Source organism: Staphylococcus sp. FSL W8-0271 (assembly GCF_038006605.1).
Lineage (GTDB): Bacteria > Bacillota > Bacilli > Staphylococcales > Staphylococcaceae > Staphylococcus > Staphylococcus cohnii.
The window spans coordinates 1,532,845-1,549,035 of the sequence record NZ_JBBOVM010000001.1 but is presented as its reverse complement, the minus strand read 5'-3'; the positions used below and the strand labels follow the sequence as shown (position 1 = coordinate 1,549,035).

Annotated in this window: 17 protein-coding genes; 13 read left to right on the top strand and 4 right to left on the bottom strand. The window is 31.1% G+C overall.

What is annotated here, in order from left to right; genetic code table 11:
• Positions 1–3 precede the first annotated feature (3 nt).
• Together miaA and hfq are read left to right on the top strand one after the other, a co-directional pair.
• Positions 4–951, top strand: a complete 948-nt coding sequence (miaA, locus tag NST87_RS07655; protein WP_019468731.1) for a tRNA (adenosine(37)-N6)-dimethylallyltransferase MiaA — start codon at positions 4–6, stop codon at positions 949–951.
• Position 952: 1 nt separating this feature from the next.
• Positions 953–1,171 (top strand): RNA chaperone Hfq, encoded by a 219-nt coding sequence (gene hfq, locus NST87_RS07650; protein ID WP_019468732.1) that lies wholly within the window; start codon positions 953–955, stop codon positions 1,169–1,171.
• Between the two features lie 641 nt (positions 1,172–1,812).
• Here hfq and NST87_RS07645 read toward each other — a convergent pair.
• Complete coding sequence (locus NST87_RS07645; RefSeq protein WP_019468733.1) at positions 1,813–2,286, bottom strand: glutathione peroxidase; 474 nt, start codon at positions 2,284–2,286, stop codon at positions 1,813–1,815.
• A gap of 103 nt (positions 2,287–2,389) precedes the next feature.
• On the opposite strand from NST87_RS07645, the gene hflX reads away from it, so the two are divergent.
• From hflX to NST87_RS07615, 6 genes are all read left to right on the top strand, one after another.
• Positions 2,390–3,622 carry a GTPase HflX gene (gene hflX / locus NST87_RS07640; RefSeq protein WP_340721510.1) on the top strand — a complete coding sequence of 411 codons (1,233 nt, stop codon included), beginning with the start codon at positions 2,390–2,392 and terminating at the stop codon, positions 3,620–3,622.
• Positions 3,623–3,636: 14 nt separating this feature from the next.
• Positions 3,637–4,860, top strand: a complete 1,224-nt coding sequence (locus NST87_RS07635) for a methionine gamma-lyase family protein (protein ID WP_019468735.1) — start codon at positions 3,637–3,639, stop codon at positions 4,858–4,860.
• A 248-nt stretch (positions 4,861–5,108) separates the two neighbouring features.
• The gene (locus NST87_RS07630) at positions 5,109–5,477 is read left to right on the top strand and encodes a MerR family transcriptional regulator (protein ID WP_019468736.1); all 369 of its coding nucleotides are present in this window, start codon (positions 5,109–5,111) and stop codon (positions 5,475–5,477) included.
• 21 nt (positions 5,478–5,498) lie between these two features.
• A complete protein-coding gene (gene glnA / locus NST87_RS07625) occupies positions 5,499–6,839 on the top strand; it encodes a type I glutamate--ammonia ligase (RefSeq protein ID WP_019468737.1) in 1,341 nt (446 codons plus the stop codon).
• Between the two features lie 317 nt (positions 6,840–7,156).
• Complete coding sequence (locus NST87_RS07620; RefSeq protein ID WP_019468738.1) at positions 7,157–7,357, top strand: hypothetical protein; 201 nt, start codon at positions 7,157–7,159, stop codon at positions 7,355–7,357.
• Positions 7,358–7,489: 132 nt separating this feature from the next.
• Positions 7,490–8,038 (top strand): GNAT family N-acetyltransferase, encoded by a 549-nt coding sequence (locus NST87_RS07615; RefSeq protein WP_019468739.1) that lies wholly within the window; start codon positions 7,490–7,492, stop codon positions 8,036–8,038.
• Between the two features lie 101 nt (positions 8,039–8,139).
• Here NST87_RS07615 and NST87_RS07610 read toward each other — a convergent pair whose 3' ends face one another.
• The gene (locus tag NST87_RS07610) at positions 8,140–8,331 is read right to left on the bottom strand and encodes a hypothetical protein (RefSeq protein WP_019468740.1); all 192 of its coding nucleotides are present in this window, start codon (positions 8,329–8,331) and stop codon (positions 8,140–8,142) included.
• 182 nt (positions 8,332–8,513) lie between these two features.
• Between NST87_RS07610 and nucI the strand changes: the two genes are divergently transcribed.
• Positions 8,514–9,044, top strand: a complete 531-nt coding sequence (nucI, locus tag NST87_RS07605; protein WP_019468741.1) for a thermonuclease NucI — start codon at positions 8,514–8,516, stop codon at positions 9,042–9,044.
• 137 nt (positions 9,045–9,181) lie between these two features.
• Positions 9,182–10,725 (top strand): IS3 family transposase gene (locus NST87_RS13805; protein ID WP_437129139.1). Its coding sequence is split into 2 segments (ribosomal slippage): positions 9,182–9,856 and positions 9,859–10,725, totalling 1,542 coding nucleotides; the frame shifts between segments, so codons are not numbered across the junction.
• A gap of 224 nt (positions 10,726–10,949) precedes the next feature.
• Here the strand turns inward: NST87_RS13805 and NST87_RS07590 are convergent.
• A complete protein-coding gene (locus NST87_RS07590; protein WP_040030115.1) occupies positions 10,950–11,813 on the bottom strand; it encodes a hypothetical protein in 864 nt (287 codons plus the stop codon).
• Positions 11,814–12,095: 282 nt separating this feature from the next.
• Here NST87_RS07590 and NST87_RS07585 point away from each other — a divergent pair, with 282 nt between their 5' ends.
• Positions 12,096–12,542, top strand: a complete 447-nt coding sequence (locus NST87_RS07585) for a hypothetical protein (RefSeq protein WP_230620695.1) — start codon at positions 12,096–12,098, stop codon at positions 12,540–12,542.
• 111 nt (positions 12,543–12,653) lie between these two features.
• Positions 12,654–13,247 carry a hypothetical protein gene (locus NST87_RS07580; protein WP_340721509.1) on the top strand — a complete coding sequence of 198 codons (594 nt, stop codon included), beginning with the start codon at positions 12,654–12,656 and terminating at the stop codon, positions 13,245–13,247.
• A 95-nt stretch (positions 13,248–13,342) separates the two neighbouring features.
• Here NST87_RS07580 and NST87_RS07575 read toward each other — a convergent pair whose 3' ends face one another.
• A complete protein-coding gene (locus NST87_RS07575; RefSeq protein WP_019467817.1) occupies positions 13,343–14,710 on the bottom strand; it encodes an aspartate kinase in 1,368 nt (455 codons plus the stop codon).
• 192 nt (positions 14,711–14,902) lie between these two features.
• Between NST87_RS07575 and NST87_RS07570 the strand changes: the two genes are divergently transcribed.
• Positions 14,903–16,186, top strand: a complete 1,284-nt coding sequence (locus NST87_RS07570; protein WP_040030116.1) for a homoserine dehydrogenase — start codon at positions 14,903–14,905, stop codon at positions 16,184–16,186.
• Positions 16,187–16,191 lie beyond the last annotated feature (5 nt).

The following is a 16,191-nucleotide window of genomic DNA, read 5'->3' as shown; positions in this document are numbered from 1 at the left end:
TAAGTGCAGAGCGATAAACCATTCATCATTGCATTAGTTGGTCCAACAGCTGTTGGTAAAACAGAATTGAGTATTGAATTGGCTAAAAAATTTAATGGTGAAATAATTAGTGGAGATTCCATGCAAGTATATAAATATATGGATATTGGAACAGCAAAAATAAAACAAGAAGAGATGGCTGATATACCTCATCATATGATAGATATTTTGGAACCTGATGAAACTTTTTCTGCATATGATTTTAAAAATAGAGCTCAAAATTTAATTACTGAAATCACGGATAGAAATCATGTACCTATCATAGTTGGTGGCACAGGTCTGTATATCCAATCATTAATCTATAATTATGCCTTCGAGGATGAAACGATATCTGAGGCACAACAAATTAAAGTCGACTATAAGTTAAACGAACTAGATTCATTTACAAATGAAGCGTTGCATAATTATTTAGCGTCTATAGATAAGGTTTCAGCTGATAATATACACCCAAATAACCGAAAAAGAGTTCGAAGAGCTATTGAATATTATTTAAAAACAAAAAAACTTTTAAGTTCACGCAAGAAAAACCAACAATATACAGAAAATTATGATACATTATTAATAGGGATAGAAATGTCACGCGAAACTTTATATCAAAGAATTAATAAACGTGTAGATATAATGTTGGAACGCGGATTACTAAATGAAGTGAAACAACTCGTTGAAGATGGTTTTGAAACTTGTCAAAGTATGCAAGCTATCGGATATAAAGAGATGTTACCTGTAATTAAAAATGAGGCTAGTCTAGCCGAAGCAACAAATAAATTGAAAAAGCATTCTAGAAATTATGCTAAAAGACAAATGACTTGGTTCAAAAACAAGCTCGACGTAGTATGGTTAGATAGAGAGAAAATGTCACTTTCATTGATGTTAGATGAAGTTTCAGTCCAAATAAAGAAAAGGAGAACATAACATGAATACAACAGAAAACATCCAAGATAAATTCCTAGGACAATTTAAGGCTGATCAAACGAAAGTTATCGTATTTTTAGTAAACGGTTTTCAAATGAAAGGTATTATTGAAGATTATGATGACAATTTAGTTTGTTTATTAACACAAGGAAAGCAACATCTTATTTATAAACATGCTATCAGTACATTCACGCTTGATGATGCAGTAGAAGAAGCATAATATAAAAAACAATTTATTTTTGCGTACTTTAAATGAAAAAAACTACACTTTGATATAAATAATCAAGTGTAGCTTCGGACTGTCGACAAAGTCTCTGACTTTGTTGGCAGTTTTTTTGTGCACGCTTTCCGTGGGCACTGCCTTAGCCTGTATTCTTCGGCTAGTACTATTCCCGCAGGAGTCGGCATACATCACTGCCAATATTACACTAAAATATTATAATATATGTAAATTAAGCAATAGTGGTGTTTATTTTGATGAATAAATCGATTGATAAAAGAGCTCAATATGAAATGATTTTTATTATGAATTAGTCCTTAATAATTATTGATTACATAGAGTCGGGACGATATTAGATTTAAATTTTGTATATAAACTTGTCGAAGGCAAATATTGTCTTGATAATGGTAAACCATCAATAGATTCAGTCATTTTAGTAAAAATTATACAAGTCGTTTTCATGATATAGAATTATTTGAACAAATGCTTGAGAAAATACTCGAGATAGCTGGCAAAACCAACGATATAAATAAAAATAGACAAACCCTACGCATTAATTTGCGCAAAGTTTGCCTACGGTATAAAGCTACATTTTGATATAAATAATCAAGTGTAGCTTTCTTATTGTATTATTGTTTTATTTATAATAGCGCTTCAATATCTGCTTCAATTTGACTTGGTTTTTTTTGTGGTGCGTAACGATTGGTTACTTTACCTTCTCTATCAATTAAAAATTTAGTGAAATTCCATTTGATTTTTTCATTGAAAAATCCATTTTGTTGTTCTGTTAGGAATTGATATAATGGGTGTTGATTTTCTCCTTTGACATCAATCTTTTCGTGCATTGGAAAAGACACGCCATAGTTAATTTTACAGTTTTGCGTAGCTTCTTCACCAGTGCCTGGTTCTTGACCTCCAAATTGATTACATGGAAAACCTAATACAACAAATCCTTGATCTTTATAATTGTCGTATAAATGTTGTAATCCTTCAAATTGTGGTGTGAAGCCACATTCACTAGCAGTATTAACAATTAGCAACACTTTGTTTTTATATTCTTCTAATTTGTATGTTTCACCATTTGATTTTTGAACTTCTATATCGTATATAGTCATATAGCGTCACCTCTTATTAATAATTTAACATAATTTGAGAAGATAGTCTTTATATAAACACTATGATAAAATGACAAAGAAAACTTTGAAAGAGGTGCATGTTATGAGCCAACAAACACATACGACTAAAAAGAAATTAGAATCAGCAATTTTAGTTGGAGTACAAGCTCAAACCGATGAAGTGTTTGATTTTGAATCAACAATGGAAGAATTAGCTTCATTGTCTGAAACATGCCAATTAAATGTACAAGCTGAATTTACTCAGAACAGACAGCATTTTGATAATAAATACTACGTTGGAAAAGGTAAGTTAGAAGAAATTAAAGCATACGTAGAAATGAATGAAATAGATGTAGTAGTTGCTAATGATGAATTGACAATGGCACAGTCAAAAACATTAAATGGTAATTTGAATGTTAAAATAATCGATAGAACGCAACTGATTTTAGAAATTTTTGCACTTCGAGCACGAAGTAAAGAAGGTAAGTTACAAGTAGAATTGGCGCAATTAGATTACTTATTACCAAGACTCCAAGGTCATGGGCGTAGTTTATCAAGATTAGGTGGAGGCATTGGAACGAGAGGTCCTGGGGAAACTAAATTAGAAATGGACCGTCGTCATATTAGAACACGCATGAATGAAATCAAACATCAATTAGAAACAGTGGTTGAACATCGTGAGCGTTATCGTAATAAACGTGAACAAAATAATGTGTTTCAAGTAGCGCTGATTGGTTATACAAACGCAGGTAAATCATCTTGGTTTAATGCATTAGCTAATGAAGCTACCTATGAAAAGAATTTGCTTTTTGCTACGTTAGATCCTAAGACAAGACAAATTCAAATTAATGATGGATTTAATTTAATCATATCTGATACGGTTGGTTTTATTCAAAAACTACCAACTACACTTATCGCTGCGTTTAAATCGACTTTAGAAGAAGCAAAAGGTGCAGATTTGTTGTTACATGTCGTAGATGCGAGTCATCCTGAATATCGTGTTCAGTATGATACAGTTAACCAAATTATAGGTGATTTAGACATGGGGCATATTCCACAAGCTATTATTTTTAATAAAAAAGATTTACATGAAGGTGCTGTCCCGACTACTAATTTACCATCAATATTTGTGTCAAGTAAAAATGAAGCAGATGAAGAAAAAGTGAAACAACTACTTATTGAGCAAGTAAAATCAGCTTTAACTACTTATGAAGAAAAGGTACCAAGTGCTGATGCAGACAGATTATATTTTTTAAAACAGCATACACTTGTCACTGAAATTAAATTTAATGAAACAGATGCAACTTATACTATAAAAGGTTTTAAAAAAGAATAGGAAGAAGAATTACGATGAAAAATACGAAGCAATTAATAGCTGAAACAGAAGCAAAACTAGAACCATATTTTAAAAAAATAGAAGAAATCGCTTATATTAATCAAGAAAAAGTGTTAGATGCATTCCATGCTGTTAAAGTATCTGAAAGTGACTTACTGGGAACAACGGGTTATGGTTATGATGATATAGGTCGAGATCATTTAGAAGCGGTTTATGCACATGCATTTAAGGCAGAAGACGCATTAGTACGTCCGCAAATTATTTCTGGCACACATGCGATCACGATTGCATTACAAAGTACTTTGAAATATGGGGATGAGTTATTATATATCACTGGTGATCCTTACGATACGTTATTAGAAGTGATAGGTATCAATGGTAATGGCATAGAAAGTTTAAAAGAACACGGGATACTATATAATAAGGTTGACTTAAAGCAGGGTGAAATTGATATTGATAAAGTATTAACTAAAATATCAACGCAAACTAAGGTGATTGCTATTCAGCGTTCGAAAGGTTATGATCAACGGCCATCCATAGATTTAACAAACATAGAAAATACGATTCAACAAATAAAGGCCAAATACCCTGAAATCATCATTTTTGTAGATAATTGCTATGGTGAATTTGTTGAAGAACGTGAACCTATAGAATGTGGCGCTGATTTAATGGCAGGTTCATTAATTAAAAACCCAGGTGGCGGTTTAGCTAAAATTGGTGGTTATATCGTAGGTAATGAAACATTAGTAGAAAGATGTGGTTACCGTTTAACCGCGCCAGGAATTGGTAAAGAAGCCGGTGCCTCTCTATATTCATTACAAGAAATGTACCAAGGCTTTTTCTTAGCCCCTCATGTGGTTAGTCAGAGTTTGAAAGGTGCATTATTTACGAGTTTATTATTAGAAAAAATGAATATGCACACTTCACCTAGATTTGATGTGCCTAGAACAGATTTGATTCAAACGGTCACTTTTGATACGAAGGAACAGATGATTCAATTTTGTCAAAGTATTCAAGCAGCTTCCCCAATCAACGCACATTTTAGTCCTGAACCATCTTATATGCCAGGTTATGAAGATGATGTCATTATGGCTGCGGGTACCTTTATTCAAGGTTCTTCAATTGAATTATCAGCGGATGGTCCAATTAGACCTCCATATGAAGCATATATACAAGGCGGCTTAACGTATGAACACATTAAGTTAGCAGTAACAAGAGCTGTTGAAAAGTTATTTTAATATCCTGAGAGAAATGTCACATTGAATTGCATTTATTGCTATGACAAATAGCAAATTGTAATGTATATGTGGCTTTTTTTATTAAATTAAAAAAATTTCGGAAAATTCAGCGATTAAATTGAACAAAACTGTCATAAAGCCAGTTAAATCAATGTTTTGAAGTGTATGTTAGAAAACCTGACATATTTTTGAATTACTTTAGTAATTATGCTAAATTAAATACAAGTTCAAAAATAGAGGTGATTGGATTGGAGTCAAAAGATACGATACGACGAAGCATGCCGGTCTTCTCTATGAGTGTTGTTACGAAATTAAGTGAACTAACTGCTAGACAAGTTCGCTATTATGAGACACATGAACTGATTAAACCACATAGGTCAGAAGGAAATAAACGACTTTTTTCGTTAAACGATTTGGAACGCCTTTTAGAGATAAAAAGATTGATAGAAAAAGGCTTTAATTTAAAAGGTATTAAACAGATTTTAAATGACGAACAAGATCACCTTTCTGATGATGCACAAGAAACGAGAAAACAAATGATTGTTGATGCTACACAGAAACCACAACGAGAAGCGATTCCGATAAATCGTGGGGACTTATCTCGATTTATCAAATAAAATTAATGGGGGACATTTATAATGGCAAAACGTACATTTACCAAGGAAGACATACACAAGTTCGCTAAGGAAGAAAATGTCAGATACTTACGTTTGCAATTCACTGATATTTTAGGTGTAATTAAAAACGTGGAAGTACCAGTAAGCCAATTAGAAAAAGTTTTAGATAACGAAATGATGTTTGACGGATCTTCAATTGAAGGTTTCGTACGTATTGAAGAATCAGACATGTATTTATATCCAGATTTAGATACATGGGTTATTTTCCCATGGACGGCTGGTCAAGGTAAAGTAGCTCGTTTAATCTGTGATGTCTATAAAACAGATGGCACACCGTTTGAAGGTGATCCACGCGCAAACTTAAAACGTGTATTAAAAAACATGCAAGATTTAGGATTTAGTGAACTTAATTTAGGGCCAGAACCTGAATTCTTCTTGTTTAAATTAGATGAAAAAGGTGAACCAACATTAGAACTAAATGATAATGGTGGTTACTTTGACCTTGCACCTACAGATTTAGGTGAAAATTGTCGTCGTGATATTGTTTTAGAATTAGAGGATATGGGCTTTGATATTGAAGCTAGTCACCACGAAGTGGCACCAGGCCAACATGAAATTGATTTTAAATATGCAGATGCTATCACTGCGTGTGATAATATCCAAACATTTAAGTTAGTTGTTAAAACAATCGCACGTCAACACAATCTTCATGCAACATTTATGCCTAAGCCATTATTTGGTGTCAACGGAAGCGGCATGCACTTCAATATGTCACTTTTCAAAGGTAAAGAAAATGCATTTTACGATCCAGAAGGCGATATGGAAATGACTAAAGATGCTTATCATTTTATCGCGGGGATTCTGAAAAATGCACGTGGTTTAACTGGTGTATGTAACCCATTAGTAAATTCTTATAAACGTTTAGTTCCAGGTTATGAAGCGCCATGCTATATTGCTTGGAGTGGTAAAAACCGTTCACCATTAATCCGTGTACCAACTTCACGTGGTTTATCAACGCGTGTAGAAGTTCGTTCAGTAGATCCAGCAGCCAATCCTTACTTAGCATTAGCAGCTATTTTACAAGCGGGCTTAGACGGTATTGAAAATAAATTAGAAGTACCTGAACCAGTAAATCAAAATATATATGAAATGAATCGTGAAGAACGTGAAGCCGTTGGTATTCAAGATTTACCATCAACATTATATACAGCTATTAAAGCAATGAAAGATAACGATTCTATTAAAGAAGCTTTAGGTAATCACATTTATAATCAATTTATAAACTCTAAATCAATTGAATGGGATTACTATAGAACTCAAGTTTCTGAATGGGAAAGAGAACAATATTTAAAACAATACTAGGTGCTAAGCAAAAGGGGCAAACACTAGGTATATAAGCAATCTGGGTCACTTATTTATAAGTGATTCGGGTTGCTTTTTTTGCACCCGCTCGTTTTTATTAGTGACTTTTGGATGCAAATTAGGGACGACTCAGCCTATTTTTAACTATTAGAAAGTGAAAAAGTTATGTAAAATTTGTACGAAGTGATATAATTTTTTAAAATAAGATTAGATTTTTTAATATAGTGTATTATATTTATAGGTTTTTAAGTTAAAGGAAAAATAACTTTTAGTCTTATTGAAATGATTTAAACTAATTTAAAAGGGGTTGGAGTTAAATGCAAGAAGTAAAATTAAGTACATTAAAAGCGGGTTCTTTAAAAGAATTAGAAAGTAGCATAAATGCATATTTAAAAGATGAAGAAGTAGCTGATTATCAATTACTCAATTCAACTGTTCGTGAAATAGAAGAGCGTGCTTTTTCAGCAAATGAAGAAGAATTTCACGCTATATTAACATTTATAAAAGAAGTAGAATAAGAACAAGCGTAATTGATTGTAATGACGACTAAATTTTAGGGAATTACAAAATATACAATATGAGGTTGAGACAATCATCACGTCTCAACCTTTTTTAATGAAAATTGATTTATGAATGGCAGGTTGAATGTAATGAAGTATTTAAAAGTACAGATGACAAGAGAAAATTTAGAAAGTATTCCACAGTATGAATTACCTGTTGGATATAAAATTCGTAACTTTAAAATAGGAGAAGAAGTAAAATGGGCAAATTTAGAAATGAAAGTTAATGAATTTGCTACCACAATTCAAGCACTGACACATTTTAACACAGAATTTGGACCGTATATTAATGAAATGGAACAAAGATGTTTGTTTCTTGAGAATCCTAAAGGAGAAGTGATTGGTACCGCAACTGGTTGGTGTGGCCATTTAACAAAAGATAGCAAAATATCTGGACGAATCCATTGGGTTGCGATTATTCCGGAGTATCAAGGCAAGCAATTATCTAAACCTTTATTATCGGCAGCAATGAAAATTTTGGCTAAATATCATAATGAAGCATATTTAACCTCTCAAACAACAAGTTTCCAAGCAATCAATATGTATCTTAATTTTGGATTCAGACCAGTTCATGCTGATGCATATGATCATGAAGCATGGACTTTATTGGAAAAAGCATTAAATCGGAGGATTTTATAGATATATATTTAAAAGGAAAACATGTTTATTAGTACATTCCAATAATAATATTATGTTAACTTAAATAAAAAACTGCCGGTTTAAACACTCGGCAGAAGACACTATTTTTTCTTATTTTTAGTTACAATGACTTGAATAATAAAAACAATAAATCCAATGAAAATGCCTAAAAATATTGCCACAACTGCAGATACAAGCGGTGGAAATTGATATTGATATTGTAATATTAAGCCTATAATGATTGCTATAACAATCGCAATAACTGTAATCATGTTCTCCTTAAATATACTCAAACTATTCACTCCTATCGTCTATGTATTATATCACGATTGCTTAAGTACGTTAAAATAAAATTATGACTTATTAAAGTTTCATTTAATGTAAAAGATTAGCTTTTATTTAAAATAAGCGTCTTGACGTAAACTTTAATTTTCTATATGATAATTTGGTATATTCATAAAAAGTGGGTGCAACAATGAAATCAACAAAGAAAATGACTACATTAATTATAAGTATAGTTGTACTAGGCGTACTTGCATTTCAGTTTATAAATGGAACTGGGCCTTTTTCATCCAATGATAAAAATAATAATGATGGACCAAAGGAAACTGAGAAAGTACATGTAGCGCGTGTAGTTGATGGTGATACATTAGTAGCAAATAATAGTCAACATGAACAAATTAAAGTGAGGTTGATAGGTGTAGATACGCCTGAAACTGTTAAACCAAATACGCCAGTACAACCATATGGTAAGGAAGCATCTGATTTTTCAAAAGAACATTTAACCGATAAAGATGTCTTTTTAGAATATGATAAAGAAAAAGAAGATCGTTATGGTCGTACACTGGCATATGTTTGGCTGGATAAAGATACGATGTTTAATGAACTGTTAGTAAAAAAAGGATTGGCTAGAGAAAAATATTTTTCTCCAAACGGTAAATATAGAGAAAAGTTCGAAAAAGCAGAACAGACAGCTAAAAGCAATAACGAAAATATTTGGAGTTAAAAATTTAAAATCATTTAGCACAAAAATGACTGGTACATAAATATTCATTCTCAAAAAAAAGGAGAGCTAATCCATAAAGTGATATGCTCCCTTCAAAGTAGACACTTAAAAATGTAAACTTTGAAGGGAGCTTTTTTATGACTCATAGAAAATTATCACCTGAAACTTATCAAAAAGCTTTCAGCTTATATGAAGAAGGATATAGTATGAAAAATGTAATTCAAAAATTAAATTTAAATTGTTCTCCTAGAACATTATTGATTAACTATTATAAATTTAAGAAGCATGGAATAAAGGTGCTTTTACCAATTCAGAGAAATAATACCTACTCAAATGAATTTAAGCTTAAAGTTGTGCACGAATATATAAATGATGGCCTATCTTTAACTGATTTAGTAGTTAAATATAATATCCCCACTACTTCAACTGTAAACAAATGGATTTCAAAGTATTTGTCGGGTAAAATATTAAAAACATATTCTCCAAAACCCGAGGTGTATCAATTGAAATATAAATCATTAACATTTGAAGATCGTGTAGAAATCGTTGATTATTATATGAATCATGGCCAATCGTATAAGACAACAGCAAATCATTTTAACATCAATTATAGCCAAGTATATAACTGGGTAAAAAAGTACAACTTGCATGGATATGATGGGCTTAAAGATGGACGTGGAAAAGGGAAACCCCAGTCTGTATTAACACCTGAAGAGGCATTAAAAGCTGAAATTAAGATACTTAAAGAGAAAAATAAATTTCTTCAAATGGAAAATGACGTTTTAAAAAAGGAAGAAGAAATAGAAAGGAAGTTGATGAAACAGGCATCAGACAAAAAGCATCATACCAAACGGTAAAAGCATTTAAAAACCTTTATCCGATAGCTTGGTTATGTTCAGTATTAAAGATATCACGTTCAAGTTACTATAAATGGTTACATCGCAAACCATCAAATAAAGAAATTGAAAACCAAAAATTGATCAAAGATATCGTTGATATCTACAATAAATACAAAGGCATATATGGATATCGTCGTATATACATATATTTAAGACTTAAACTACATCAAAAAGTAAATCATAAACGTGTCTATAGATTGATGAATCAACTGAATCTAAAATCTACTATCCGCCCTAAAAGAAAACGATATATTAAAACAACACCTGAAATTACAGCACATAATATATTAAATAGAAAATTTGAAGAACAAATCCCAAATAAAAAATGGTTAACTGACGTTACAGAATTCAAACTAAGCAATGGTAAAAAACTTTACTTAAGTGCTATTTATGACTTAGGCAGCAAACAGATTATCAGTCATAAATTAAGTACCTCAAATAACAATAAATTTGTATTAGATACGCTCAAAAAAGCAGTCAAACTTGTGCCGAATACCGAAGGTATACTCTTACATAGCGACAGAGGATATCAATATACAAGCAGATTATTTAAAGTTACGTTAGAGCAACTTGGTATAAAACAAAGTATGTCACGACCAGGATGTTGCATAGATAATGGACCTATGGAAGGTGTATGGGGAACTATTAAAAGTGAATTGTTTAGAGGAAGAAAAAAAGTGATTTTTAAAGACAAGGCTACAGCAATAAAAGCAATTAATTCATATATAGAATTTTTTAATCAAGAAAGAATAACATTAAAAATGGCTACCCTTATATCGTAAATATAAGGTAGCCATAAACATTTTGTTTTTTTCACTGTCTACTTGACAGGGTGCAGTTCATAAGTGGTTAAGCTCTCCTTTATGTTTAAATCTTACAATTTTGACCGTACTTGTTTGTCTGAGTATTTGGTTTATTTAATCTGAGTCTGTAATCTCTTACTTATAGTATTATCAGAAGCGACGGTATGTTGAAAATCGTTAATGTAGTTTTTATTAATGTTTAATTAGTGGAAATGTGCAAGTAATTCATTGTACTGTGACTCAGTTAATGATTCTTGAGCATTTATAATCGTTTCACCAATTACTTCTTTTAGAGAAGATTTAGATGAAACTGTTTCTACAAAATCCTGTCTTTCTGTAGGTCCATCAATTAAATTTACACTGCCATCTGTAAAGTAAACTAAACCAATATTTTGAATTCTATGATGCAATTGGTCTGTAATTCTATCTTCCAATGCTTTGGCATTTTTTGAAGACTGTTCATATGGATCATAATTATAAAAGTCATAAATAATAGAATTATTTCTAATTCTCTCTACAAATGTGTATGTTGTAGGTCGTGTAGATTGGAATTGACTATGGAATTGATTTGCAATATAACGGCCAACTGTTTGATTTACAGTGTCATCGCCACTATTTTGTGTGTCATTTGTTGGGTCAACTGTGAAGTGGTAAAATGTTTTTTGCTTCCAGTTTTTTACATTAATATTAAATAAGCCTTTTTCAGTAATAACAATGTAATCGAAAGCTCTAGCATATTCAAACAAAGGATGTTTAACAGCTAAATTTCCAGTTGTTATTATATCAAAGAATGAAATTGAACCTTCACTTTGATATTGATTTAATATGTCATTTAAATCCTGTTTGGCTTTTCTTAATCCATGATGGTGTGTATCATTATTAACATTTTTTTCAAGCATTTGATTTTTTAAATATGTGTTTTCACGCGTGACGATACTAATTTTATTTATTAACTGATCTTTTGCATATGATTCAGTCTCAAGCTTATGATTCATCACTCTTCTTTCAATAATAATAATTAATAATAGTATTACAATAATTATTGCTAAAATAATCGGGAAAAACATTGGTATCATCCTAATCTTAATATTTTTAATAAACTATATTTTACTCTTTTATTTATATTAGTACAAATACAATTAACTAATAGGGTTAATATTAGTATAATCATATTTTTAAATTATAAGCAATTCCTACTTAATATATAAATGAATGATATGATTTGTTATAAAAATTATTGAATTAAAAAATGATATATCCATTTAATTAGTGCTTAATTGGGTAATACATATATTATCTACTATACTTACCATAGAAAAGTCTGTTTGGAGGACATTGATTTGACTACTATGAAAAAATATATCAACTATATAATAGAAAACATAAATATTGAAGATGTTATTGCATTTGATAACCACCCAGTTACTTATCATATAATTGACGAACTATATGAAGCTAAATTTAAAATTTCAGTGATTTCTTTTTCAACTGATATCATAAAATATGTTGCAAGATACACTGATTTTAATATTATAATGCCAAATGGAAAGGTAGACAATGCACTACATATTATCACTGGTGCCGATGTTATCCAAACATTTGAGAGATATCGCATTCGCTATTATTTTGCAACTGCGCCTTATATGGCAGATAAAGTATTGTATCAAACATTACCAGAAATTGCTGAAATTCAGTTAGCTTTATACAATCGTTCAGAAAAATTATTAATTGTTAACAGACCGGCGATTTTGAAACATCATCGTCGACAGGATTACAGTTATATTGGCGAATTTTAAATTAAAATGTGTTTAAATTCACATTTTTGTGCTTTTCACATTGAAAAAAGTAGTAACAAATAATATAATGATTATTAATGGAAACGCTTACTTTTGATAGGGGGTACAGATTTGGCAGTTAGTAATGATAAAAATATTAAAGCAGTTGTAAAAAATTTAACTGAAAATGTACCTGAACTGTTTAAATATAATGGTGAAGTCGCAAAACAACTTTTTCTACATGATGAGTTTAATTTAGACGATAAGGTAGATATTAGTGTCGAAAGAAAATATCTTGGTGAAGTTTTAAAGTTTATACCTAAAAGCAATACGATTGTTTTACATGATGGTAAAAATACAACTACTGATTTTACAAAGTTAGAATTTGCAGATGTCACACATGCAAATATTTATATAAATGATGAGTTAATAATGACAATTATTGTTTATGATGTTGAAGATGATGAATGGATGTTCAGGTGGAATCACAATATTCGCTTACCCGAAAAGCATATTTATTTTCATTCTATCAAATGGGATGTAGATTATATTAAACCTGAAATTGTATTAATGTATGAGTTATTGGATCCCATCGATTATCATCAATTACCAAATTATAGAAGTGTTATCGATTCATTAAGTTATTATCAATTTGTTATTTTACGTTTGGTTGTCGGAGATGAACGTATTAATCAAGCACTTATTTCAGAAAAAAAAGCAATTTAAAAACCCTTCAAATCATTCATTAGTATTCATTCACTTTCAAATGAATCTATACGATTTGAAGGGTTTTATATCGATAAATAATTAGTGATTATTGTTTAAATATTCAAACAATTTTTTGTATAACAATATTCATAAGTAGCATTAACTGCTTTCTCTGCATCTGCAACGTCGATTCCAAACATCATAGAAATTTCAGAAGCGCCTTGGTTCATCATTTTCAGGTTTATGTTTGATTCTGCAAGTGCATGTGTAATTGTGCTAGCAGTACCAACGATTCTATGCATGCCTTCACCAACCACCATTAGTATTGCTAAATCATGTTCAATGCTTAATTCATCTACATCACAATTTTTACGTATATCATTAAGTACTTGTTCCTCTTTGTTTTGTATCTCTTTAGAGCGCATGATGATACTAATATTATCTATACCTGATGGCATATGATCAAATGAAATATTATAGTCTTCTAGTACCGCTAGTATTTTACGTGTGAAACCAACTTGTCTATTCATAAGGTACTTTTTAATATTTAATACTGTGAAATCTTTGTCACAACTAATGCCACTTACAATACTATTTGAGTCAATTTCTCTATCATGTCTAATATAAGTTCCTATATCATCAGGTCTATTTGTGTTTTTTATTACGACAGGAATTCTGTCTTTGTGTAACGGTTGTAAAGCTTCATCATGGAATACGCCAAAGCCAGCGTAAGATAATTCACGCATTTCGCGATATGTAATTTCATTTATGACTTCAGGATTTTTAACAATAGAAGGATTAGCTCTAAAAATGCCAGAAACATCTGTAAAGTTTTCATATAAATCTGCTCTTACACCTCTTGCTACAATAGCTCCTGTTATATCTGAGCCACCACGTGGGAATGTGACCACGTAATTTTGTCTAGAAATACCGAAAAAACCAGGAATGATTAATTTTTCTTCAAATGACCTTAAGTTATAAAGTGCTTCATAAGATTGATCTAAGATTTGAGCATTTTGAGGTAAATCTGTAACAGTAATACCAGCCTCTCCAGGAGAAATATAACGCGTCGGAATACCTTGGCTGTTATTATATTCTGCAATAATTTGAGCGTTAAAATTCTCGCCACATGAAAGTAAAGCATCTAGGAGTCTGGATGGCTTTTCGCTCAATGTAGCTATGTAACTTTCTAAAGTTTCATCAATTGTTTTTAAAAGTGCATCACTCATGTTGAGTTCGTCAATAATATCTCTGTAACGCTGAATGATTTCTTCTTTTTTAGAATTGTAGTCTAATCGTTCTATCACTTTTTCGTAAAGTCGAATTAATAAATCAGTAGTTTTTATATCATCTTTATTTCGCTTTCCTGGTGCTGATACGACTACGATTTTTCGAGCTTCATCTGAATTAACAATGTCTAATACCTTTTTAATTTGCTCTGCATTTGAAACAGAACTTCCTCCGAATTTAGTTACTTTCATAATGTTATACAACCTTTCTAAAAAATCAGAAAATTTAGTTTAGTTTTTATCACAGGAGTGATAATATAAATATACGTTTTAAATATTCATAGACTTTACAAAAATAATGAATGAATTTATACTATACCATATTCAAGTATTTTTCAACTGTACAATTGTATTTTTTAGATAAACAAACGGAGGAATGAAGACATGAAAGAATTAAATGTAGCACTACTTGGTTTAGGAACTGTAGGTTCTGGTGTAGTAAAAATAATAGAAGAAAATAGAGAACAAATTAGAGAAACAATGAATAAAGATATTAATATCAGACATATATTAGTACGTGACAAGTCTAGAAAACGTCCTATTAATACATCTAAATATAATTTAACAGAGAATATAGAAGATATTTTTGATGATGAAACAATTGATATCATAGTCGAAGTGCTTGGTGGAGTTGAGCCCACAGTAGAATGGTTAAAACGCGCATTGAGTGAGAAAAAACACGTGATTACTGCAAACAAAGATCTTTTAGCTGAAAACTTAAGAGAGCTAGAACATTTAGCGCAAGAAAATGACGTTGCTTTAAAATATGAAGCTAGCGTCGCAGGTGGTATTCCGATTGTTAATGCTATAAATAACGGTTTAAACGCCAATAATATAAGTAAGTTTATGGGGATTTTAAATGGCACATCTAACTTTATATTAAGTAAGATGACACAAGAAGAAACATCTTTTGAAGAAGCGTTGGCAGAAGCACAACGTCTAGGGTTTGCTGAAGCAGATCCAACTGATGATGTTGAAGGTATTGATGCAGCACGAAAAGTTGTTATTACGTCGTATTTATCATTTAATCAGGTGATCAATTTAGATGAAGTTGACAAATATGGTATTAGCGATGTCACACTATCAGATATTAAAGTAGCTGATAAACTTGGCTATAAAATTAAGCTGATTGGTAAAGGTACATATGAAAATGCTCAAGTCAATGCATCAGTCGCTCCAACCTTGATTGATAAAAGCCACCAGTTAGCATCAGTAGAAGATGAATTTAACGCGATTTATGTTATAGGTGATGCTGTTGGAGAAACAATGTTTTATGGTAAAGGTGCAGGTAGTTTAGCTACAGGGAGTGCCGTTGTAAGTGATTTATTAAATGTTACATTTAATTTTGATACTAATTTGCATACGCTACCACCGCATTTTGAATTAAAAACTGAAGAAACCAAAGAAATGATGAACGAAGAAGAAGAGACGATTGTTATCAAAGGGAAAGAAAGCTATTATGTCGTGGTTCAAACAGATGGAGAAGATGTAAACAAAGTTGAAACTTTATTGAAAGGCGAATTGCCTGTTCATAAATCACTAGCAGTTACTGAACGTGATGCACATACTGCTGGTGTAGTTATCATAGGAATTGATGAATCCCCGATAGAAACAATTCAAGAATCAGGTTATGTTGTACAGAAAATTTACCCAGTTGAAGGAGTTTAATGTTT

What these genes read in the sequence shown, in the direction of transcription:
- NST87_RS07575 (WP_019467817.1), bottom strand. Translation starts at nt 14,710, where the DNA reads ATGAAAGTAACTAAATTCGGAGGAAGTTCTGTTTCAAATGCAGAGCAA.
- NST87_RS07615 (WP_019468739.1), top strand. Translation starts at nt 7,490, where the DNA reads ATGAAGTATTTAAAAGTACAGATGACAAGAGAAAATTTAGAAAGTATT.
- NST87_RS07585 (WP_230620695.1), top strand. Translation starts at nt 12,096, where the DNA reads ATGAAAAAATATATCAACTATATAATAGAAAACATAAATATTGAAGAT.
- hflX (WP_340721510.1), top strand. Translation starts at nt 2,390, where the DNA reads ATGAGCCAACAAACACATACGACTAAAAAGAAATTAGAATCAGCAATT.
- nucI (WP_019468741.1), top strand. Translation starts at nt 8,514, where the DNA reads ATGAAATCAACAAAGAAAATGACTACATTAATTATAAGTATAGTTGTA.
- NST87_RS07645 (WP_019468733.1), bottom strand. Translation starts at nt 2,286, where the DNA reads ATGACTATATACGATATAGAAGTTCAAAAATCAAATGGTGAAACATAC.
- hfq (WP_019468732.1), top strand. Translation starts at nt 953, where the DNA reads ATGAATACAACAGAAAACATCCAAGATAAATTCCTAGGACAATTTAAG.
- NST87_RS07620 (WP_019468738.1), top strand. Translation starts at nt 7,157, where the DNA reads ATGCAAGAAGTAAAATTAAGTACATTAAAAGCGGGTTCTTTAAAAGAA.
- NST87_RS07590 (WP_040030115.1), bottom strand. Translation starts at nt 11,813, where the DNA reads ATGTTTTTCCCGATTATTTTAGCAATAATTATTGTAATACTATTATTA.
- glnA (WP_019468737.1), top strand. Translation starts at nt 5,499, where the DNA reads ATGGCAAAACGTACATTTACCAAGGAAGACATACACAAGTTCGCTAAG.
- NST87_RS07635 (WP_019468735.1), top strand. Translation starts at nt 3,637, where the DNA reads ATGAAAAATACGAAGCAATTAATAGCTGAAACAGAAGCAAAACTAGAA.
- NST87_RS07570 (WP_040030116.1), top strand. Translation starts at nt 14,903, where the DNA reads ATGAAAGAATTAAATGTAGCACTACTTGGTTTAGGAACTGTAGGTTCT.